The sequence below is a fragment of the Colwellia sp. BRX10-3 genome, assembly GCF_014077505.1.
GTDB lineage: Bacteria > Pseudomonadota > Gammaproteobacteria > Enterobacterales > Alteromonadaceae > Cognaticolwellia.
On the sequence record NZ_JACGWA010000007.1, the window covers coordinates 105,689 to 128,996 of the forward strand.

General features: G+C 38.5%; 19 protein-coding genes. 12 read left to right on the forward strand and 7 right to left on the reverse strand.

Translation table 11 applies throughout. The features are described from left to right. Nucleotides 1-67: 67 nt before the first annotated feature. Nucleotides 68-313: a hypothetical protein gene (locus H4J38_RS11855; protein WP_182131998.1), complete on the reverse strand. Its 246-nt coding sequence runs from the start codon at nucleotides 311-313 to the stop codon at nucleotides 68-70. A 199-nt stretch (nucleotides 314-512) separates the two neighbouring features. Between H4J38_RS11855 and H4J38_RS11860 the strand changes: the two genes are divergently transcribed. Beyond that, nucleotides 513-2,204 carry a SufS family cysteine desulfurase gene (locus H4J38_RS11860; protein ID WP_182131999.1) on the forward strand — a complete coding sequence of 564 codons (1,692 nt, stop codon included), beginning with the start codon at nucleotides 513-515 and terminating at the stop codon, nucleotides 2,202-2,204. Between the two features lie 30 nt (nucleotides 2,205-2,234). Here H4J38_RS11860 and tcdA read toward each other — a convergent pair whose 3' ends face one another. From tcdA to H4J38_RS11875, 3 genes are all read right to left on the reverse strand, one after another. Next, nucleotides 2,235-3,020, reverse strand: a complete 786-nt coding sequence (gene tcdA / locus H4J38_RS11865) for a tRNA cyclic N6-threonylcarbamoyladenosine(37) synthase TcdA (protein WP_182132000.1) — start codon at nucleotides 3,018-3,020, stop codon at nucleotides 2,235-2,237. Between the two features lie 747 nt (nucleotides 3,021-3,767). After that, nucleotides 3,768-5,303 (reverse strand): response regulator, encoded by a 1,536-nt coding sequence (locus tag H4J38_RS11870; protein WP_182132001.1) that lies wholly within the window; start codon nucleotides 5,301-5,303, stop codon nucleotides 3,768-3,770. 215 nt (nucleotides 5,304-5,518) lie between these two features. Further along, entirely contained in the window at nucleotides 5,519-6,805 is a 1,287-nt protein-coding gene (locus tag H4J38_RS11875) for a citrate synthase (protein WP_182132002.1), read from the reverse strand. A 406-nt stretch (nucleotides 6,806-7,211) separates the two neighbouring features. Between H4J38_RS11875 and sdhC the strand changes: the two genes are divergently transcribed. From sdhC to sucD, 8 genes are all read left to right on the forward strand, one after another. Beyond that, the gene (gene sdhC / locus H4J38_RS11880; RefSeq protein ID WP_182132003.1) at nucleotides 7,212-7,586 is read left to right on the forward strand and encodes a succinate dehydrogenase, cytochrome b556 subunit; all 375 of its coding nucleotides are present in this window, start codon (nucleotides 7,212-7,214) and stop codon (nucleotides 7,584-7,586) included. Further along, nucleotides 7,580-7,927, forward strand: coding sequence for a succinate dehydrogenase, hydrophobic membrane anchor protein (gene sdhD / locus H4J38_RS11885; RefSeq protein ID WP_182132004.1), 348 nt, complete (start codon nucleotides 7,580-7,582; stop codon nucleotides 7,925-7,927). The genes sdhC and sdhD overlap by 7 nt, the downstream gene beginning before the upstream one ends. Next, a complete protein-coding gene (sdhA, locus tag H4J38_RS11890; RefSeq protein ID WP_182132005.1) occupies nucleotides 7,928-9,697 on the forward strand; it encodes a succinate dehydrogenase flavoprotein subunit in 1,770 nt (589 codons plus the stop codon). A 10-nt stretch (nucleotides 9,698-9,707) separates the two neighbouring features. Then, nucleotides 9,708-10,418 carry a succinate dehydrogenase iron-sulfur subunit gene (locus tag H4J38_RS11895; RefSeq protein WP_081153103.1) on the forward strand — a complete coding sequence of 237 codons (711 nt, stop codon included), beginning with the start codon at nucleotides 9,708-9,710 and terminating at the stop codon, nucleotides 10,416-10,418. 92 nt (nucleotides 10,419-10,510) lie between these two features. Further along, entirely contained in the window at nucleotides 10,511-13,315 is a 2,805-nt protein-coding gene (locus tag H4J38_RS11900; RefSeq protein ID WP_182132006.1) for a 2-oxoglutarate dehydrogenase E1 component, read from the forward strand. Nucleotides 13,316-13,366: 51 nt separating this feature from the next. Continuing rightward, nucleotides 13,367-14,878: a 2-oxoglutarate dehydrogenase complex dihydrolipoyllysine-residue succinyltransferase gene (gene odhB, locus H4J38_RS11905; RefSeq protein WP_182132007.1), complete on the forward strand. Its 1,512-nt coding sequence runs from the start codon at nucleotides 13,367-13,369 to the stop codon at nucleotides 14,876-14,878. A gap of 174 nt (nucleotides 14,879-15,052) precedes the next feature. Further along, entirely contained in the window at nucleotides 15,053-16,219 is a 1,167-nt protein-coding gene (sucC, locus tag H4J38_RS11910) for an ADP-forming succinate--CoA ligase subunit beta (protein WP_182132008.1), read from the forward strand. After that, a complete protein-coding gene (sucD, locus tag H4J38_RS11915) occupies nucleotides 16,219-17,091 on the forward strand; it encodes a succinate--CoA ligase subunit alpha (protein ID WP_182132009.1) in 873 nt (290 codons plus the stop codon). The genes sucC and sucD overlap by 1 nt, the downstream gene beginning before the upstream one ends. A gap of 74 nt (nucleotides 17,092-17,165) precedes the next feature. Here sucD and H4J38_RS11920 read toward each other — a convergent pair whose 3' ends face one another. Next, nucleotides 17,166-18,062 (reverse strand): restriction endonuclease, encoded by an 897-nt coding sequence (locus H4J38_RS11920; protein ID WP_182132010.1) that lies wholly within the window; start codon nucleotides 18,060-18,062, stop codon nucleotides 17,166-17,168. Nucleotides 18,063-18,891: 829 nt separating this feature from the next. Here H4J38_RS11920 and H4J38_RS11925 point away from each other — a divergent pair. Further along, nucleotides 18,892-19,215 (forward strand): ribonuclease E inhibitor RraB, encoded by a 324-nt coding sequence (locus H4J38_RS11925; protein WP_182132011.1) that lies wholly within the window; start codon nucleotides 18,892-18,894, stop codon nucleotides 19,213-19,215. Nucleotides 19,216-19,364: 149 nt separating this feature from the next. Here the strand turns inward: H4J38_RS11925 and H4J38_RS11930 are convergent, their stop codons facing one another. Together H4J38_RS11930 and H4J38_RS11935 are read right to left on the reverse strand one after the other, a co-directional pair. Further along, a complete protein-coding gene (locus H4J38_RS11930; protein WP_182132012.1) occupies nucleotides 19,365-19,955 on the reverse strand; it encodes a zf-TFIIB domain-containing protein in 591 nt (196 codons plus the stop codon). A gap of 313 nt (nucleotides 19,956-20,268) precedes the next feature. After that, nucleotides 20,269-21,201: an exopolyphosphatase gene (locus tag H4J38_RS11935; protein WP_182132013.1), complete on the reverse strand. Its 933-nt coding sequence runs from the start codon at nucleotides 21,199-21,201 to the stop codon at nucleotides 20,269-20,271. 383 nt (nucleotides 21,202-21,584) lie between these two features. On the opposite strand from H4J38_RS11935, the gene H4J38_RS11940 reads away from it, so the two are divergent. Both H4J38_RS11940 and H4J38_RS11945 read left to right on the forward strand, forming a co-directional pair. Continuing rightward, the gene (locus tag H4J38_RS11940; protein WP_182132014.1) at nucleotides 21,585-21,761 is read left to right on the forward strand and encodes a DUF3545 family protein; all 177 of its coding nucleotides are present in this window, start codon (nucleotides 21,585-21,587) and stop codon (nucleotides 21,759-21,761) included. Nucleotides 21,762-21,986: 225 nt separating this feature from the next. Beyond that, entirely contained in the window at nucleotides 21,987-23,291 is a 1,305-nt protein-coding gene (locus tag H4J38_RS11945) for an inosine/guanosine kinase (RefSeq protein WP_182132015.1), read from the forward strand. The last annotated feature ends 17 nt before the right edge of the window (nucleotides 23,292-23,308 follow it).

Consider the following 23,308-nt stretch of genomic DNA (forward strand, 5'->3'; position numbering starts at 1 on the left):
GCCAAATTTTTATTTAATGTGTGTGTTAATTGGCTGATTTTTTGTATTTTATTTGATCAACTTAACATTAGCTAACGTGTTCTTTTAGTAGATTAATCTTAATTTTCTGTAGTGAATTGAACTTAATTTCATTTTTTAAATGCGAAGCCGATTTTACGTATTTTTGCTGCTGTATTAATACGTTTCCTCTTACTTTAGCTATCGGCCACATGGTGTTGTTATTAAATGTTAATAGCTCTTGCTCTAACGAAGCTTGGGTGTTTTTGATGGAACTAACGTTTGTCCTTCTAATAAACCATGAAAATAATGCCATAGTATGTTTCCTTCTATTACTAACCTTAAGGTACCGCGCAAATTTATTACTGACTTTAAGGTATAGCGCAAATTGTTTAATTTTGCTTAATGATATTTAATATTTTTGTCGATTTTAATTTTTATTGCGCTTAAAAAGATTTTAAACAGTAAGTTAAGATATAATTGTGACAACTTAATGAAATCACTATTACATTTTTATGGAACAATTCTCTTTTACAGCTTTTCGTCAACAATTTCCTATTCTCAAAAGCAAAATTAATGATCAATCGTTAATTTATTTCGACAATGCAGCGACGACACAAAAACCAATTTGCGTTATTGATAGCTATAAAAATTACTATCAAATGAATAACGCCAATGTTCATAGGGCCTCACATGCTTTAAGTGCAAAAGCGACTGTTGCTTATGAAGAGGCAAGAGAACAAGTAAAAAAATTCATCAACGCTAAAACAAGCAAAGAAGTAATTTGGACTAAAGGCAGTACTGAAAGTATTAATTTAGTTGCCCAGACTTGGGGGCGATCAAGTCTAGAACCGAACGATGAAATTGTTTTAAGTTACAGCGAACATCACGCTAACATTGTACCTTGGCAGATTGTTGCGCAACAAACGGGCGCTAAAATTAAAGTGCTAGCTTTAACTCAAACGGGTCAAATAGATGTTGACCAATTAGAGGAAGTTATTGGTGAGCGAACTAAAATTGTTTGCTTTGGTCATATATCTAATGTCATCGGCCGAATTAATCCGGTTGAAGAAATTATTCGTGTGGCTAATAAGTATCAAGCTTTAACCTTAGTGGATGGTGCACAGGCAATTGCGCATTTAAAACTTGATGTAAGGGCTTTAGGTTGTGACTTTTATGTGTTTTCCGCTCATAAAATGTATGGTCCAACAGGGGTTGGCGTACTTTATGGCAAGCAAGAATTATTAGAAAAAATGCCGCCATATCAAGCGGGTGGCGAAATGATCAAGACCGTTAGCTTTGAACAGACTACATTTAATGACTTGCCGCATAAGTTTGAAGCAGGTACACCCAATATCGCCGGTGTTGTGGCACTAGGGTCGACCATTACTTTTATTGAAAACCAAGATCAAGCGGCGTTACTCGAATATGAAACTAAATTAAAGCAATATTGCTTTGAGCAGTTATCCGCCGTCAAAGGGCTAAAATTTATTGTTAATGAAGCGCCTGATATTCCAGTATTTTCATTTACCCTTGCGGGGCAACATAATCATGATGTTGCTACTGCTTTAGACAGCGTTGGCATTGCGGTTCGCTCAGGTCACCATTGTGCTATGCCTTTAATGAAATACCTTAATATTGAAGGCTGCATACGCTTATCTTTATCTGCATACAATAGCTTTGAAGAAATAGATTTTACTGTGCAACAACTGAAAATCATCAGTGGATCAATGTCGAATGTTAGTGAAAATTTAACTACATTAAAACATGATGAAATTACAGTTCTTAATTCTCATGTTATTACTAATTTGACTGTTGATGAGATATTAACCATTTTTTCCAAAGCGAAAAGCTGGGATAGTAAACATCGTGAAATTATGATGTTAGGTAAAAAGCAATTACGCTTACCAGAAGAAGATAGAACTGAACTGTCATTAATTTCGGGCTGTGAAAGTAAGGCGTGGTTAGTCTGTTATCAAGAAGCTGGTAACTTATTTCGATTTAAAGGTGATAGCGACGCTAAAGTTATCCGAGGCTTATTTGCCATTATATTGTCCGCTGTTGATAACAAAACGGCTTCGCAAATTAGAGCGTTTGATATGGACAACTATTTTATTGAGTTAGGGTTGTTGCAGCACTTAAGTCCGTCGCGTGGTAACGGGCTAAGAGCTATTGTGCAAAAAATATATCGCGCAATTGAATTATAACTAATTTGGGCTGAGCTCATTAGGAGTAACCTAGCTTAATGCTTTTTTCAAATATTTGTCCATTGCTTTACCAACAGCAAAAAATGCAAAACAAGCAGTAACATGCGTTGCTGCGCCAAAGCCACCACTGCAATCTAAACGCATAGAACCTTCATTCGATTGCTTTGCATGACAGACATTTCCTTCAGTGTCAGGGTAGCGTAACTGTTCACTGGAGAATATGGCGTCAATTGAAAATTTTCGCTTCACATTACGAGAGAAATTATATTCTCGACGCAGTTGGTTGCGCACTTTCGCTAATAGGGGATCTTGAAAAGTCTGGCTCAAATCGGCAATAGCAATTTTACTTGGGTCAATTTGACCACCGGCACCGCCAATAGTAATAATCGGTAGCTTATTGCGTTTACAATGTGCAATAACCGCACTTTTAACATTAACAGAGTCGATAGCATCGATAACATAATCAAACGAATTTGACAGTATTTCTCGAATATTTTCTAACGTAACAAAATCTTCTATCGTATTAACGACGCACTCAGGATTAATTTGCTTAATTCTATCGCTCATAACCTCTACTTTACTTAAACCAATCGTATCGGTTAAAGCATGAATTTGGCGATTAATATTAGTGACGCATAAATCATCAAGATCAATTAAGGTGATTTGACCAATGCCGTTGCGGGCTAATGCTTCTGCTACCCATGAGCCAACACCGCCGATGCCTATCACGCAGAAGTGTGCCTGCTGTAGCGCAGTGCTTTGACTGTTACCATACAGCCGAGCAATACCGCCGAACCTTAATTGATAATCTGACATTATTTTTCCACAAGCTTGAAAATTTGCTGCGCATTATAGCAGTACCTAAAAGTAAAGCTACGAATGTAGATAGTAAACTACTCGGTACATTGGAATTATTATTTTTTATAGTCAATTTTTAGTATTGGTATTTAGTACTTGGTCATGATGAGTATTTATTTGTTTTATGACGAATATTAAAAATGATGATAGTAAATTACAAATATGTCGATGAAAAAAGGTAAAATTGCTTGAAATTTAATCACTCAGGAATGCTTTGTGGAGTAATAATTAAAAATTTAGAACAAATATAGGCATAAATATTTTATATATTTCGATTTAATCCTACTTTTGACAACAGTAAGTTAAAAATATTCGTAATATTAATCGTTTAATTACCCTCTAATCTGTTGATATAAATAAGCCGAGGTATATTTGGTCTGATTATGACAAAAACATTAGGTAATTTAAGCCTGATATGACTATTTACTCACCTTATCTTCGGTAACTAATCTATGGTATAGACGAATTAATTGACTATGCACAACTGAGCTTAGAGGCAATTAAGTCACTTTAGTTAAATTTGTTCAAAACTTAATTAAGCAGTAACAAGCTACTTAAAAGGCGTTACCAATTGATATAATATGAGAATATTGATTTAATCGATTATATTATTCGATACTCGGATAACAAGTGTTTTATTAGAATTATGCCGATTTGTAACTGCATTAACTGATGTTAGGCTTAAATATTATCGGCTAACATGTTTTAAGCCGCAGGTAGTTTGACAATAAATTGCGTTTGCTGCTCATCAATAATATTAAACGATATCTCACCGTGTTGAACTTGAGTCATTAACTGGGCTGAATAGGTACCTAATCCTATGCCAGTACTATGGTTTGAGCTAGTATACTTTTCAAATAGCGTTGAGCGCATGCTCTTAGGAATGATCCCGTGGTTAGTCAATTGAAAGCTAACTTGGTCAGAGGCATGTGCTAATGCGACTGTTATGTTTTGACTTTCTGGCGATGCCTCTACTGCATTTTTAATCAAGTTATTGAAAATTGATAAGCAAAGCAAAGGCTCTGCCATAATAGAATGTTCAATTTCAAAGCCGCTTAATACAAATTGGATATTTTTATCATGACTTAAGTTTGAAACTGCATTAATGGCATCGTTGATCAGTACATTTAAGCTGGTTACTTGTGGCATTAGTGAATAAATACCTTGCTCAATTTTGTATAGATTGAGGGAGTTATTAACCATGTTAACCACATTGTTTACTGCGCGGTTAATTGATTTAGCGGCTTTTTTATCTGTTAAACGGTAAGTCTCAAATAAAATATTGTTGAGAGGCGCTTTTAAATCGTGCTGAGTTATTTTTTCAATATCTTCACGTAATTTAGCATTTTCTTCAAGGGTCACTATCTGTGCAGCAAGCGCTATTTTTTGTTGCTGTAATCTGATGTGGGTGGCAACGCGAGCGCGGAGTAAATCACCGTTGAGTGGTTTGGTTATATAGTCAACAGCACCTAGATCAAAACCGTATTTTATATCTTCAACGAGTGCTTTTGCACTTAGAAATATGACCGGAATATTAGCGCTGGCATCGTTTGCTTTTAAGCTTTTACAAACTTGATAACCATCCATGTCTGGCATCATAATATCAAGTAAAATTAATCTAATATCATGTTTTCTATTGTCGACTATTTTCAGTGCATGTTCGCCTGACTTTGCCGCCATTACACGATAAATATTACGCAAGTTGCCAGCGGCAACATCGATATTGCTACTTTCATCGTCCACTACAAGAATGGTTGGCTTTTGCTCTAACAACGCTGAAGTCTCATCTGTTAAAGGCTTTGATATTGCATCGCTATCAGCTTGAGTATAGTGTTCGAATATTGTCTCTTTTGTGAGCTCAAATAATGCATCGACTACATGTTGCTTTTTAAAGGGAGGAAATAGGCAAATGCTATCATTTAACGAACATTTTTTTATGGTAACTGTTGTCAGGCTTGCTGAATTTTGTTCGTCAATTTGATGCGATATCACCAGTAAAGGCAGTTGTTTTGATTTCGATATTTCAGCTAATTCATCACGAAAATTTAGAGTGTTTTCGGTCGTTATATTATCTGCACAAATTAATAAACTTAAGGCTGATAATTGCGCATATTCTCTTGCGTCATCGGCATTTTCAATACAAGCAATTGCAGCCTTGTTAACACCGCATGAGAGTAATATTTTAGCAATAGCCTCTCGCACTAAACGACTTTCATCGACAATTAAAATATGTTCAAGCACAGATACATTACCGTTATAAATATATACGTTGTAATAAAATAGTACTTGTTACAACCATGTAGAGAAAGTTGCAGACCAAGTATATTAAGCTATGAGTTTTATTATAACTTATTTTACAGTGTGTTAGTTTGCAAGATGACAAATAGAAAAAGGCAACCATGTGGCTGCCTTTTTATTTGTGAAAATAAGGTGTTAACTAAACATAGTTAGTTAAATTATCTCTCGCTTAAAGGGATAAATTTACGGTCAATTTCGCCAGTATATTTTTGACGTGGACGACCAATTTTTTGTCCAGGTTGACCTAGCATCTCATCCCAATGAGCAATCCAACCTACGGTACGTGACATGGCAAAAATTACCGTGAACATATTCGTTGGAATACCTATCGCTTTTAGAATGATGCCTGAGTAAAAATCTACGTTAGGGTACAATTTTTTCTCAATGAAGTAATTGTCTTCTAGGGCAACTTTTTCAAGTGCCATTGCTACGTCAAGCAATGGATCTTTAATACCTAATTCACTTAATACTTCATGACAAGTATCACGCATTACTGTGGCACGTGGATCGAAGTTTTTGTAAACGCGATGACCAAAGCCCATCAAACGGAATGGGTCAGACTTATCTTTCGCTTTAGCAACAAATTCGTCAACACGATCTAACGAGCCTATTTCTTCAAGCATTGTTAAACATGCTTCGTTTGCGCCGCCGTGAGCAGGACCCCAAAGAGAAGCTACACCCGCTGCAATACATGCATATGGGTTAGCACCAGAAGAGCCGGCTAAACGAACAGTAGATGTTGATGCGTTTTGCTCATGGTCTGCATGCAAAGTAAAAATACGATCCATTGCACGAGCAACTGTTGGGCTAACAACATATTCTTCCGCAGGAACAGAAAACAACATATGCAAGAAATTTTCTGCATAGTTTAAATCGTTACGTGGGTAAACGAATGGTTGTCCAATGCTATATTTGTACGCCATTGCTGCAATGGTTGGCATTTTCGCGATTAAGCGATGTGCGCTGCGCATACGTTGGTCAGGTGCGTGAATATCTAAGTCGCTATGATAAAACGATGATAGCGCGCCAACAACTCCACATAGCATCGCCATAGGATGTGCATCAGGCAGGAAACCATGAAAAAAGTGTACTAATTTTTCATGTACCATAGTGTGATTGGTGATAATGCCTTTAAATTCATCGTATTGCGTTCTGTTCGGTGCATCACCATGTAATAAAATATAACAAACTTCTAGGTAATCAGCTTGCTTAGCAAGGCTGTCAATCGGGTAACCGCGATGTTGTAATACACCTTTATCACCGTCAATGAAGGTAATTGCAGATTCACAAGACGCTGTAGCCATAAAACCTGGATCATAGGTGAAGTAACCTGCTGCGCCTAGTGTACGGATGTCGATGACATCGTTACCGACACTACCTTTAAGAATTGGCAATTCTGCAACTACATTACCGTCGATACTAAGAGAGGCTTTTGAGTCAGCCATATGTTTCGTCCCCATTTAAATTTGTTTATCTTGAAAATTGGAAAAACTAAATGTTTAGTCAATTTTTGTGAATATTAAACTAGGGCTATTCTACTTCAGATCACCCCCTTAAAGTCAATTTGTTTGTTAATGATCTAGACTAAAGTTAATCGAGAGATGTTATTTTTGTAAATAACGCCTGTTAATAAGGCTTAAGCCTTATTAACAGGCGTTAACTTGTCTGTGAAGAGAATTGTAATTAATGATTTTCACCTATATAATCAACGTGATCTGAATTATATCCATATACGTATGTAAACTTGTAAAATTAATTTAAATCGAAGTGGGGGTTATCTAGATCAATTATTTGGTTAGATAACGTAAAAAAAATAAGTTGAAGGCTCTAAGAGCTCCTTAGGCAACAATCGTGAAAAAACAACGTCCTGTAAACCTAGATTTGTCAACAATTAAAATGCATGCAGCAGCTAATGCTTCTATATTGCACCGAGTATCTGGTGTGATCATGGTGTTTGCTATTGGTATTTTATTGTGGACGCTTTCTTTATCTCTATCTTCTGCTGAAGGTTTCAGCCAAATAGAGTCACTACTCAGTGGTGTATTCTTCAAAATAATTATCCTTGGTACGCTTTCTGCCCTTATCTATCATTTACTTGGCGGTATTCGTCACTTAATTATGGATTTAGGTTATTTTGAAGAGCTCGCGTCGGGTAATGCTACGGCAAAACTTATTATCGCACTTTGGTTGGTGCTTACTGTAGTAGTAGGAGTTCGATTATGGTAAATAACGCAGCAACAGTAGGCCGTAGTGGCATACATGACTTTATTCTTATTCGTGCTAGTGCAATAATTTTAGCACTTTACACTTTATATCTTGTTGGCTTTTTCGTTACAACTGCGGATGTAACTTTCGAAGTCTGGCATACATTTTTTGGTGGTATTTGCACTAAAATATTTACAATTTTAGCACTCATTGCGTTATTAGTTCATGCTTGGATTGGTGTATGGCAGGTACTGTCTGACTATATTAAACCTGCGCTTTTACGTGGTGGTTTACAATTTTTCTTTTCTGTTTTGTTGCTTGTATACCTCGCAGCAGGCCTATTAACTGTGTGGGGTGTGTAAGTGAGCGTTCCAATTCGTGAATTCGACGCCATTGTCATTGGCGCAGGTGGTGCAGGTATGCGCGCTGCCCTAGCAATATCGGAATCAGGCAAATCTTGTGCTTTGATTTCAAAAGTATTTCCTACTCGTTCTCATACAGTATCAGCACAAGGCGGTATTACCGTAGCCTTGGGTAATGCTCATGAAGACCATTGGGAACAACACATGTACGATACCGTGAAAGGCTCTGATTATATCGGTGACCAAGACGCTATCGAATATATGTGTAAAACTGGTCCAGAATCTATCATCGAACTAGAGAAAATGGGTTTACCTTTCTCTCGTACGGAAGAAGGTAAAATTTACCAACGTCCATTTGGTGGCCAATCTAAAAACTTTGGTGGCGAACAAGCTGCGCGCACCGCAGCTGCAGCTGACCGTACAGGTCATGCATTGCTTCACTGTTTATATCAACAGAACGTTAAAAACAAAACTAACGTTTATTCTGAATGGTATGCCCTAGATTTAGTTAAAAATAGCGACGGCGCAGTTGTTGGTACTACCGCAATTTGCATTGAAACTGGCGAGATTGTTTACTTCAAAGCGCGCGCAACAGTATTGGCAACCGGTGGTGCAGGTCGTATATTTGCTTCAACGACTAATGCTCACATTAATACCGGTGACGGTGTTGGTATGTCGCTTCGTGCTGGCGTACAAATGCAAGATATGGAAATGTGGCAGTTTCACCCAACAGGTATAGCTGGTGCGGGTACTTTAGTGACTGAAGGTTGTCGTGGTGAAGGTGGTTATCTGCTCAACAAAGACGGTGAACGTTTCATGGAGCGTTATGCGCCGAATGCTAAAGATTTAGCCGGTCGTGATGTTGTTGCTCGTTCTATGATGACGGAAATTCGTGAAGGTCGCGGGTTTGACGGTCCTTTAGGTCCACATCTTAAACTTAAGCTTGATCATTTAGGCCGTGAAACGCTAGAAAAACGTTTACCTGGAGTTTGTGATTTATCTAAAACTTTTGCTCACGTTGACCCAGCTGTAGAACCTATTCCTGTTATACCAACCTGTCATTATCAAATGGGTGGTGTTCCTTGTAATGTTAACGGTCAAGCCATTAACTTTAACCCAGAAACCGGTGAAGAAAAAATCATCGAAGGGTTATTTGCTGTTGGTGAAATTGCAAACGTATCTGTACATGGCGCTAACCGTTTAGGCGGTAACTCATTACTTGATTTAGTGGTTTTTGGACGTGCAGCGGGTAATTTCCTAGGTACTTACTTAAGTGAAACTCAAACAGGAAAAGATGCTACAGAATCTGATTTAGAAGCTTCGTTAGCTCGAACTAATCGTTGGGAATCATCAACGAGCGGTGAAGATCCTGTTCAAATCCGTAAAGACTTACAAAAATGTATGCAATTTAACTTCTCGGTATTTCGTGAAGGTGAAGCAATGGCACAAGGCATGAAAGAGCTTACGGAAATTCGTGAACGTCTGCAAAATGCCCATTTAGATGACAAGTCTTCTGAATTTAATACTCATCGAATCGAGTGTTTAGAATTAGACAACTTGATGGAAACAGCTTATTGTACTGCCAAAGCAGCTAATTTCCGTACTGAATCTCGCGGCGCACATGCTCGCGAAGATTTCCAAGTACGTGATGACGAAAATTGGTTATGTCACTCTATTTACACACCAGGTTCTGAAGACATGAGCAAACGCTCTGTTAATATGAGCCCGGTTCACCGTGAAGCTTTTCCACCGAAAGCAAGAACTTACTAGGAGCGTTGTGATGAAACAAATTTTTTCAATTTACCGTTACAACCCTGATGTTGATAACAAACCTTACATGAAAGATTATGAGCTGGAAATTCCAGAAGGCTCAGACATGATGGTATTAGACGCGCTAATTTTGCTGAAAGAGCAAGATTCTAGCCTCTCATTCCGTCGTTCATGTCGTGAAGGTGTTTGTGGCTCTGACGGTTTGAATATGAATGGTAAAAACGGTTTGGCTTGTATCACGCCTTTATCTGCTGTTCCAGCAAATAAAATTGTGTTACGCCCATTACCAGGTTTACCTGTAGTACGTGATTTAATTATTGATATGACGCAATTTTATAATCAATATGAAAAAATCAGACCTTACCTAATTAATGATGGTAAAGAACAACCTGCACGAGAACATTTGCAATCTATCGAAGAACGTGAAAAATTAGATGGGCTTTACGAATGTATTTTATGTGCTTGTTGCTCTACATCTTGTCCTTCTTTTTGGTGGAATCCTGATAAATTTATCGGTCCTGCTGGTTTATTACATGCTTATCGTTTTCTTATCGATAGCCGTGATACCGCAACAGAAGAACGTTTAGATGATTTACAAGATGCTTACAGCGTATTCCGTTGTCACGGTATCATGAACTGTGTTGATGTTTGTCCTAAAGGATTAAACCCAACCAAAGCCATTGGCCATATTAAGTCAATGTTGCTAACCAGAGCGGTTTAATTTATTCATCCGAACACTGTTTATAAATAGTGTTCGGATATTTTATTTTAGACATATCTTTTGATTGCTTTTATCCCATAAAGGAACAGGCAATGCCCGAAGGTGCTATGAAGACTTGGATAGAGTCTTCCCATTTAAGTGGTGCAAACGCTGCTTATATTGAAGAATTATACGAATCTTATCTTAATAACTCACAATCTGTTACTGCAGAGTGGCGAGGTATTTTCCAACAACTTCCTAAAATTGAAGGTGCTGACGTTGAATATCGGCATTCTGAAATCCGCAATGAATTTAAAGAGCTAGCCCAACAAACACAAAAAACAGTGGTTGTTGAAGGTGGTTCTGACGCCAAGCAAGTTAAAGTTTTACAATTAATTAATGCTTTTCGTTTTCGCGGACATCAAAATGCTAACCTTGATCCTTTAGGGTTATGGCAACGCGATAAAGTACGTGACCTACAATTATCTCACCATGATCTATCAGAAAATGATTTCGACCGTGAGTTTAAAATCGGTTCTTTGGCTATAGGCGAAGAAACGATGAAACTTGGTGAGTTATATAAAGCCCTTACAACTACATACTGTGGTTCTATTGGTGCTGAATATATGCATATCAACTCTACTGATGAGAAACGTTGGTTACAACAACGTCTGGAATCAGTACAGTCAAAAGCCGTACTAAGCGTTGAAGAAAAAGAAGAAATATTTAAGGACTTAGTTGCAGCTGATGGACTTGAAAAGTACTTAGGAGCAAAGTTTCCAGGTGCTAAACGTTTCTCTCTTGAAGGTGGCGACGCGCTAGTCCCTATGTTGAAACAGCTAATCACTCGTGCCGGTACGCAAGGTGCTAAAGAAGTGGTTATGGGTATGGCTCACCGTGGTCGTTTGAACGTTCTCGTTAATGTGATGGGTAAGAACCCATCTAAACTTTTTGACGAATTCGGTGGCAAGCATGATGAAATATTGTCTTCAGGTGATGTTAAATATCATCAAGGTTATTCGTCAGACTTTGTGACTCCAGGTGGTAACGTTCATTTGGCATTAGCCTTTAATCCATCGCATCTTGAAATTGTTAATCCTGTGGTAATCGGCTCTGTACGTGCACGACTCGATCGTCGCGATTGTAACGAGGGTGATTTAGTATTACCTATCACCATTCACGGTGACTCAGCAATAGCTGGTCAGGGTGTTGTACAAGAAACTTTTAATATGTCGCAAGCTAGGGCATTTAAAGTTGGCGGTACTATTCGTATTGTGGTCAATAACCAAGTGGGCTTTACCACATCAAGTTCGGAAGATACCCGCAGTGGTGAATACTGTACTGAAGTCGCAAAAATGGTTTCAGCACCTATTCTTCATGTTAATGGTGATGACCCTGAAGCTGTGATCTTAGCAACGCAAATTGCGCTTGATTACCGTAACGAATTTAAACGTGATGTGGTGATTGATTTAGTTTGTTACCGCCGTCATGGACATAATGAAGCTGATGAGCCTAGTGCTACTCAGCCGCTTATGTATAAAAAAGTTAAAAAGCATCCAACACCTCGTCAACTTTACGCCGATAAACTTAATGCTGAAGGCTCGCTCGATAAAGCGAAGACTGATGAGTTAACCGCTTATTATCGTAAATTACTTGATGAAGGCCAATGCACAGTTGAACAATGGCGTCCGATGACAGAGCATTCTGTTGATTGGTCACCTTATATTGGCCATGACTGGGATGATGACTACGAGAAAGAAATTTCACTTAAAAAGTTAAAAGAACTTGCGGGTAAAATTTCAACTATTCCTGCGGATCATAAAGTACATAACCGTGTACAGAAAATTTATGATGACCGTGCGAAAATGGCCAGTGGTGAAAAACTACTCGATTGGGGTATGGCTGAAAACTTAGCGTATGCGTCAATTGTCGATATAGGTAAGCGTGTTCGACTTACCGGCCAAGATTCTGGTCGCGGTACGTTTTTCCATCGTCATGCTGTTTTACATGGTCAAGATGATGGTAGTCGCTACTTACCGTTACAAAATATTCGCGAAGGTCAAGGTCCATTTGATGTTCATGACTCTGTATTGTCTGAAGTGTCAGTGCTGGCTTTTGAATATGGCTATACCACGGCAGAGCCTAGCGGTTTAACCATTTGGGAAGCACAATTTGGTGATTTTGCTAACTGTGCACAAGTGGTATTTGATCAGTTTATTAGCTCAGGTGAACAAAAGTGGGGTCGCTTATGTGGCTTAACTATGTTGTTACCTCACGGCTATGAAGGTCAAGGTCCAGAGCATTCGTCTGCACGTTTAGAACGATTTTTACAACTTTGTGCCGATCACAACATGCAAGTTTGTGTACCTACAACACCTGCGCAGATATTTAATATGTTGCGTCGTCAAGTTGTTCGTCCAATGCGTCGTCCTTTGGTGGTTATGTCACCTAAATCATTATTGCGCCATCCGATGGCAGTTTCTTCTCTAGAAGAGCTATCTACCGGTATTTTCCATAATGTAATAGGTGAAGTTGACGAGCTTGATGCTGACAGCGTTGAACGCGTAGTGTTTTGTAGTGGTAAAGTTTACTACGAGCTACTCGATCAGCGTCGTAAGAATGAGCAAACTAATGTTGCCATCGTTCGTATCGAACAATTATACCCGTTCCCAGAAGAAGAGCTCAAAGCTGAAATTGCAAAATATCAGCATGTTAAGCAATTCGTTTGGTGTCAGGAAGAACCGCAAAACCAGGGTGCTTGGTACTGTTCACAGCATCACTTTAGAGCGGCTATCCCTGATAATACTTATTTGACATATGCAGGTCGTAACGCTTCTGCGGCACCAGCTGTAGGTTATATGTCAGTTCATGTTAAAGAGCAACAAGCGCTAGTTCATGACGCGCTTAATGTTGAATAGACCCTCTTTTTTATAAAGAGATTAATTAAGAGTGTGTAAGGAATATTATAAATGACAACCGAAATTAAGGTTCCCGTTTTACCTGAATCAGTTGCTGATGCAACTATAGCGACTTGGCACGTACAAGTAGGCGATAAAGTATCTCGTGATCAAGTATTAGTTGATATTGAAACTGATAAAGTAGTGCTAGAAGTACAAGCATTATCTGATGGCGTGATGACTGAAATATCACAAGCTGAAGGTGCTACGGTTTTAGGCGAGCAAGTTATTGCTATTCTTTCAGAAGGTGAGGGAGAAGCTCCTGCACCTGAAAGTAAAAGCGAAGATACTGCTGCAAAAGACAAGAGTGCAGATTCAGCTCCTGCTGATAAAGGCTCAGTAAAAGTGATTGATATTGTGGTACCTGTATTACCAGAATCAGTTGCTGATGCCACTGTAGCTACATGGCATGTTGCTGCAGGCGATACAGTTACTGTTGACCAACACTTAGTTGATATTGAAACCGACAAAGTGGTTTTAGAAGTTGTTGCACAAGCTGATGGTATAATTGGTAAAATAATTCACGCTGAAGGCGACACAGTATTAGGCAACCAAAAAATTGGTGAACTTAACGCTGGCGCATCAGCAAGCTCAGCCCCTGCTGCTTCAGCTGAAGAAGCCATTAGTTCTGACGATTTGGCTAGCCCATCTGTACGTCGTCTAATGACAGAAAAAGGCTTAACAGCAAATGACGTTGTTGGTACTGGTAAAGGCGGTCGTATTTCTAAGGAAGACGTAGAAACCGCAGCGAACAAACCCAAAGCAGCACCTGCAAAAGCAGCGACACCAGCGCCAGCAGCTCAAGCATCTGCCGCACTAGGCGAGCGTACTCAAAAACGCGTACCTATGACACGTTTACGTAAAACAATCGCAACACGTTTATTAGAAGCTAAAAATTCTACGGCCATGTTAACGACGTTTAACGAAGTTAATATGAAGCCAATCATGGATCTTCGTAACCAATATAAAGACGTATTCGAGAAAACTCATGATACCCGTTTAGGTTTTATGTCGTTCTACGTTAAAGCGGTAACTGAAGCCCTTAAGCGCTACCCTGCAATCAACGCGTCAATTGACGGTGATGACATTGTTTATCATAATTTTTTCGACATTTCGATTGCGGTATCTACACCACGAGGTTTAGTTACACCGGTTTTACGTGATGCAGATCAGCTAAGCATGGCAGGTATCGAAAACGGTATTCGTTCATTAGCGATTAAAGGTCGTGACGGTAAATTAACCATGGACGAAATGCAAGGTGGTAACTTTACTATCACTAACGGCGGCGTTTTTGGTTCATTAATTTCAACTCCTATTCTTAACTTGCCACAAGCGGCAATATTAGGGATGCACAAAATCCAAGACCGCCCAATGGCTGTTGACGGAAAAGTTGAAATTTTACCTATGATGTACTTAGCGCTTTCTTACGATCATCGTTTAGTTGATGGTAAAGAGTCTGTTGGCTTTTTAGTAACTATTAAAGAGTTGTTGGAAGATCCAACTCGCTTGTTATTAAACATATAGTTAAACATCAGTTAAGTAGCAATGTTAAATTATTTTGTTCGATGTAGACTATAGTATTAGGCTCTAAGGACTATGTTCTTTAGAGCTTTTGTACTATAATCAGTCGACTTTTTTTCGATGGTAGTAATTTAGTTATTATTATCATTTTCATCTACAGATAAATGGAAATACACCATGAATTTGCATGAGTATCAAGCGAAACAATTGTTCGCTAAATATGGTTTACCAGTTTCTGAAGGTTTCGCTTGCGATACCGCTCAAGAAGCTGCAGAAGCTGCTGATAAAATTGGCGGCAATATGTGGGTTGTTAAAACTCAAGTACACGCTGGTGGTCGCGGTAAAGCTGGCGGTGTTAAGCTAGTTAAAACTAAACAAGAAATCAAAGATTTCGCCCAAAACTGGTTAGGTAAAAACCTAGTTACTTATCAAACAGATGAGCACGGACAACCAGTTTCAAAAATTTTAGTAGAAAGCTGTACTGATATTGCAAACGAATTATACCTTGGCGCTGTTGTTGACCGTGCTTCACAAAAAATCGTTTTCATGGCATCTACTGAAGGTGGCGTTGAAATTGAAACTGTTGCTGAAGAGACTCCAGAATTAATTCACAAAGCTGAAATTGATCCACTTGTTGGTGCTCAGCCTTACCAAGCCCGTGAATTAGGCTTCAAGTTAGGTTTAAACCCAACGCAAATGAAGCAATTTGTTAAGATCTTTTTAGGTCTTGCTCAAATGTTTGAAGATTGCGATTTCGCCTTATTAGAAATCAACCCGTTAGTTATTACTGACGAAGGTAATCTTCACTGTTTAGATGGCAAAATTGGTATCGATGGTAATGCTTTATATCGTCAACCTAAAATGCGCGCTTTCCACGATCCATCTCAAGAAGATGAACGTGAAGCTCATGCAGCAAGATTTGAACTAAACTACGTAGCCCTAGACGGTAACGTAGGTTGTATGGTTAACGGTGCAGGCCTAGCAATGGGTACTATGGATATCGTTAACTTACATGGCGGCAAGCCAGCTAACTTCCTAGATGTTGGCGGCGGGGCGACTAAAGAACGTGTTTCTGAAGCATTCAAAATCATTCTTTCTGACGACAACGTTAAAGCTGTTTTAGTTAACATCTTTGGTGGCATCGTTCGTTGTGACATGATCGCTGAAGGTATTATTGGCGCGGTTAAAGAAGTAGGCGTTAAAGTACCAGTTGTTGTACGTTTAGAAGGTACTAATGCTGAATTAGGTCGTGAAGTTCTTAAAAACTCTGGCTTAGATATCATTGCTGCTGAGTCATTATCTGATGCAGCAACTAAAGTTGTAGCAGCTGCGGAGGGCAAATAATGTCTGTCTTAATTAATAAAGATACTAAAGTAATCTGTCAAGGTTTCACTGGTGGTCAAGGTACATTCCATTCAGAACAAGCACTTGAGTACGGAACACAAATGGTTGGTGGCGTAAGCCCAGGTAAAGGCGGTCAAACGCATTTAGGCCTTCCAGTATTTAATACAGTACGTGAAGCAGTACAAGCAACTGGCGCAACAGCAACAGTTATCTACGTTCCAGCTCCGTTCTGTAAAGATGCAATTTTAGAAGCTATTGATGCTGGCATCATGCTTATCGTTACTATTACTGAAGGTATTCCAACTTTAGATATGGTTGACGTTAAAGCTAAGCTTGATCAATCTGGCGTTCGTATGATCGGTCCTAACTGCCCAGGTGTTATTACTCCTGGCGAAACTAAGATTGGTATCATGCCTGGTCATATCCATTTACCAGGTAAAGTTGGTATTGTTTCACGTTCTGGTACGCTTACGTACGAAGCCGTTAAACAAACTACAGATGCTGGTTTTGGCCAATCTACTTGTGTAGGTATTGGTGGTGACCCTATCCCTGGTACTAACTTCATCGACGTATTGGAAATGTTCCAAAACGATCCACAAACTGAAGCAATCGTAATGATTGGTGAAATTGGTGGAACGGCTGAAGAAGAAGCTGCTGAATACATCAAAGCACACGTTACTAAACCTGTAGTATCTTACATTGCTGGTGTTACTGCACCAGAAGGTAAGCGTATGGGTCACGCTGGCGCGATTATCGCTGGTGGTAAAGGTACAGCTGATGAGAAATTCGCAGCATTAGAAGCGGCTGGTGTTAAAACAGTTCGTTCTTTAGCGGATATCGGTAAAGCACTTAAAGAGAAAACAGGTTGGTAAGCGATTTGCTTACAGCTTGTAATTCTTAATAAAAACCCGCTTCTAGCGGGTTTTTTGTTTAAGTAACTAAAGAATTATTTTCTTGATATTTTTATATTACCGATAAAATTTTCGCTATCAGGCTTTTGGATTATAGCCACGTCATGTTCGTGTGTTGAATTTAAGTGTTGTCCAAAAGAAATCATCTGATTATCAAACACTTTATGCTCCATTTGTATATCAGTAACCTCTCGAGTTCCAATAATTAAGAATTGTACTTTAGATATATTTAAAACGATGTCTTTAGTTGTATGTAAAGATAAACCTGCTAGATGTTTTGTTACTTCTATTTGAATTAGTTTTCTAGCATCATCTAAGTTATTTACCAACTTTTTGAACTCTTCCCCCATTTTATCATCTAGCTCAGGAGTCAAATGTTCTTTGAAATAATATTCAATAAACTCAATAATACTTCCTAATTCTTTACCTTGATAAAAAACTGGGGTGGTGTTATCAATTTGGTTGAATGGGGTAGCAGAGTCAGCTATATATATTGATATTCCATGCAGTTGGTATGATTCATGGCTGATTAATGCAATTCCAGGTTGGATTTTGTATCTATCCCAGTCTTTATTTTGAGCCTCAACTAAATCTAAAGTTTCTATTCCATGTTTGTTAGCTAATTTTATAGCAGGTTTATAAAAACCTTTATGAGAAATGGCAATAACTTTGTTAGCTTTAAGTGATTTAGCTTTTGTAATTAGTTGCTCAATCCATTCCGTTGATTGCTTTCGAGAGTGATTTCTACATTCAATCATAAACATCAATTTCTGATTGATAATTGTTGTTTCAATACAAATATCTACTTCCCTCACAGAACCAGAGTCTTCATCAAGTATCATCTTTGATTCAGTTAGTGATGCTCCGTTAGGGAGAAGAATTTCATGAATTCTTAAAATTAACTTTTGGAAGTCATTTGTTCTTTGAGGCAAAGTATATCCTTATTTATTTGATTGATATAATCATAAGCTGTCAGATCTAAAAGTAAAACAGAAATTTCACAAACTACTTATAGCGGTGGCGACGACACCCAAAGAGGGTTAAACGCTGAACCCTCTATGGACTCACCCGTCGCTACTGTATTAAACGTGTTTCCTCTATGCTGTCCAATATTCTTCGACATACCAGCGCTGAACGTGCATCCATGTACTACATCGCTATCACTGGCATTCATGCCAGTAATACGTGAATATTGGTCATCATTACGGCGTTTAATGAAGCAGACTTAGTGTTTGTTTCTGCGTTAGTAATTATTCTCAGTGATTTAGCTTTAACAGCTGTTACAGCGATCTCTAAATCCCATCACAGCAATGGAAACTTAATTTAGATAAGTGCGATGTTTATCGAAGCCATGGCTGTTCCTAGGCATCCATGCCTTCACGGCATTAGTGCGTCCATGCACGTCGATGGCGTAGACTGCCGTGTGAAGGGACGATTTTCGGCAGGAATAAACTTCTCACCTAAATTAAGTTGGTGTGTTTTACTGTGCAGGGCACAGTGGGGGATGCAAGGGGGGAGATCTGTGTCTATTTCCCCCTTGCGTGTAGTCGCCACCGCGACGCCATGCAGAAAATTAAAACTCCAATCCGTTAAGTTTTCAATATTAGACGGTCACTCACTCTAAATTGACAGGTTTGGAGTTTGTTTACTGGTTTGGCGTGGGGATGCCGACTACAACTATTAAATATATTTTGTTTTCTATTCATTTAAAACATTGCCGTTTATAATGCCGTCATTAATTTTATAGCTTTGAAGAGTAATATGAACTTCCCAAAAAATGAAACAGGTAAAGTACTGTTTGAAATGCAAAAAGCAGGTGTCGATTTAACCGTGAAGCATACTGTTGTTTTTTTCCACTTATTTGAAACACAAGAGCAAGCGCAGGCTATGGCAGATCATCTTGCTGAAGTATCACCTGATATTATTTGTGATGTTCATATTGATGAAAATCCAAAAGTGTGGGCATTAGATTGTTCAATAACAGTACTCCCGCTTTATGATGCCATTATTGTGCTAGAAGCTCGTTTTGAAAAAATAGTAACTCAGTTTAAAGGTCATACTGACGGTTGGGGAATTGAAGCTTAAATTTTTAATGTTGTAGCTGAGTAGGGCACAGTGCCAGCTGAAAGGGCGAAATCTGTGTCTTTACTTTAAGATAAATGGCGTTGCTCTAATTCCGGTATCTATGCAATAGAGCGCGACGCCACTAAGTTATTTATAGTTGAACGATTATATTAAAAACCCCGAAAGAATATTCTTTTCAAGCTATATTTATTTAACATCTTCTCCATCAACTCAACATCTGAAATACGGTCATCGAGTGCTGCTATTTGTAGCTCATGTTGTACTAACGTGTGGTCTTGTGATTTATCTAATCCACCACTGGCGATAAAGCTTCTGATAAATGCTAATTCGCCTTTGTCGAGCCAAATTCCACAATGCAGGCATGAGTCAATTAAAACGCCTGAAATTGATTTAAAATTTCGACGAGACATCATTTTCTGACAGTTTGCGCAAGGCAGGTAGTTTTCAGCTGAGGGAAGTCCTGGTCTTAAATACAGTGGGTTACTTTCATCGTCACGATATACATCAAACTCAGACGTTAACACTGAAAACTCATCAGGTTGTAGCCATATACCTTCGCACTGATTGCATTTATCTAGTTCATGATTTCGATACAAGTATTCATCTAACGGAACTAAACAGCGAGGGCACTCTTTTGATTGAGATTTTTCTACCGTATTCATACCGCCATTACACATAGGACAATGGCGGACAATTGATTTTACGATATGTTGACAAGATGAACATTGAGACTCTGGCATAAAGTTCCTTGTTTAGTGCAAAAGTGTTTTTATATGGTTATGTATATCATAAATTAAAATGTTTTTATATTTTGTCGTGTGGAACGCTGCGAGAGATAGTAAGTAGGGCTTGGTGCTTAATTCACACTTCTTTATTATTGACGCAGCGATGCTTTTTACATTCATTGGTGTTGCTAACAAAAGTGCTGATTAAGATAATAAAAGTGTATTTTGCTTTTGGATAAGCAAATAATAAAAAATGCCCCAAGAAGGTAAAGCCAGACAGCTTTTCTTATAGGAGCATTTTTAAGGTGACAAATGTAATTACAAATGATTAACCGTCAGCATTAATCGTGGCAATAAGTTCTGCAAGGCAAGCTTCATTTTGCTCATGGGGTACTTGACAAGTTCCTGCCGCACTATGGCCACCACCGTTGTATTTCAACATTAATTCGCCTACATTTGTTTTTGAACTGCGATCAAAAATAGATTTGCCGGTCGCAAAAACTGTGTTCTGTTTTTTAAGTCCCCACATAATATGAATTGATATATTACACTGTGGAAATAAAGCATAAATAACAAAACGGTTGCCTGAATAAATAACGTCTTCTTCTCTTAAATCCAGCACAACTAGGTTACCTTGAACGGTGGCACAACGCTTTATTTGCGCTTTAAATTTTTCTTCGTGTTCAAAGTAAAGATCGGTTCTTTCTTTTACATCAGGTAGCGCTAATAATTCATCAATGTTGTGATCTTTACCAAACTCGATTAGATCCATCATTAGCTCATAGTTAGATATCCTAAAATCTCTAAAACGCCCTAAACCCGTACGCGAGTCCATAATGAAATTAAGTAACTCCCAGCGCTTAGCATGTAGAACTTCTTCCATATTAAATTGTGCAGAGTCACCTTTATCTACCGCTGCCATCATATCTGCCCAGCTTGCAGGAAAAGTTTCAGCACCGCCGTAGTAATCATAAACAACACGCGCCGCTGAAGGCGCATCAGGGTCGATTACATGATTGTCACACTTTTCATTTCGTAGCGTTTCACTGTGATGGTGATCAAAAGCGAGATGAACGCCGTCAACAAAAGGTAAGTTAGTCGAAATGTCATCTGGCCCAACGGCAATAATTCCGTCCTGCATATCTTTGGGGTGAACAAAGAGAATATCGTGAACCAAATTAATATGTTTGAGTAAAATGGCGCAAACTAAGCCATCAAAATCACTACGAGTAACCAAACGGTACTGTTTACTATCTGACATTTACTATCTCCATTAGCTTTAATTTTTTATTATTTAACATCACATGGTTTATTTAAGCATATTTACAATAGAATAATTAGGGCATAAAGAATTTAAGTTTAAATAATGTGTTTTTAGTTTTGTCCCATTCTGAAATTTTGGGTATTAAGGTTATGCGAAATAGATTTACGTACAAGCTATATTCTAAATATAACAATTCATTTCATTCTTTAAGTGTTACTTCACTACTAGCCTTGTAGTAACTTGACTTGCAAGCGATAGAACAGGACATAAAACATTCATCATACTAATCTGGTCTGGTTATTCAAATTGTCATCTTTCTTTCAAATAACTGTCATATAAATTGATTAATTTAAAGGTAATTAACAATAGGAGTATTTGTAATGCAAACTAAAGAATGGCAAGAAAAAGACCTTAATGATATCGATGATTATTTTGATTATCAGCAGATTAAAAACAAACAACAGGCAAAGCGTAAATGGCGAGAAATAGAAGCGCTGAAAGAACAAAAAAGAATGCAACGGGAAATAGCGTCTTATGACAGCTATGCAATGCCATAATATTGAAATGCATTAATACCAAACCGTATTAAGTAGAGCGCTAATCATTGACGCTTTGTAGTTGTTACTTGCGCTCTAAAACTTAATTTATACAAATACTGATATCCAAACAGTGATTAAGCCAAACTTATCTTCATTTCTTGGTGATTTCAGGTGATGTGCTCTGGTCAAACCAAATAGCATTACGCTATAATTCGTTTTTTGCTATTAACCGTGTATCGCTTCATGAAGTTTCCTGGACGCCGTCAACATAGACATTATTTCCCTGTAGATAATAAACACCCGTTAACAAACCAAGTAAACCCTAGCTCCAATGCCACGCAAAATTATATTGTTGGTATAGATCAGGTTTTGGTCGATATTGAAGCTAAAGTTGATCAAGCGTTTTTAGATGAATTTAATCTACATCGTGGTATGTCGCAAGTTATCTCAGATGAAGTAACACAGCGCCTTTATCAGCGCCTGAAAAATGAATCTCTCATTAACTATGAATTTGCCGGTGGCACTATTGGCAATACTATGCATAATTACTCGGTATTAGCGGATGACCGTTCAGTGCTGCTTGGTGTTATGTCTAAAGACATTCATGTTGGCGACTACGCGTATCGATTCATTAGTAATACTTCATCACGTGTTGATCTTAACTATTTACAACCCGTTGATGGCCCCATTGGTCGTTGTTTTACATTAATTGACGATACTGGCGAGCGCACCTTTGGTATTAATGCGGGGTTAATTAATCGTCTGCATCCAGATTCTATTGATGAGTCATTAATCGCTGGTGCATCAGCACTGGTGATTAGCTCTTATTTAATGCGTACCCAACCCGGCGACACAATGACCGAAGCTGCAGTTAAAGCGGTTAAATGCGCGAATGCTGCGGGTGTTCCGGTTGTATTAACCTTAGGCACTAAGTTCTTGATAGAAGAAGAGCCTGAGTTTTGGCGTGATTTCGTGCAAAAGTATGTCAACATACTGACCATGAACGAAGAAGAGGCGTTAGCTATTACCGATATCGAAGACCCGCTTCTTGCTGCGAACAAATGCCTTGATTGGGTTGATATGGTGATATGTACCGCAGGTAAAGATGGCTTATACATGGCCGGTTATGTGGATGAAGCGTTTAAGCGAGAAAGTGAATATCCGTTATTATCTGGCGAAATTCACGAGTTTAATCGTTATGAGTATTCTCGCCCTATGTTCTTAAAAGATTGCTATAAGCCAATGCGAATTTATACCCATTCTGCGCCATATATGGGTGGGCCTGAAAGTATTAAGAATACCAATGGTGCTGGCGACGCTGCGCTTGCCGCAATATTGCATGATTTAAGTGCTAATGTTTATCATAAAAATACCGTGGCTAATTCTAGTAAACATCAGCAACCAGCCTTAACGTATTCGTCGTTATCGCAAATGAGTAAATATGCTAATAGGGCAAGTTATGAGGTGCTAGTTCAGCATTCTCCGCGTTTGTCTCGTGGTTTACCCGAACGCGAAGACAGTTTAGACCAAGCTTATTGGGCACAGTAGTTCATTTGCTAGCTTTT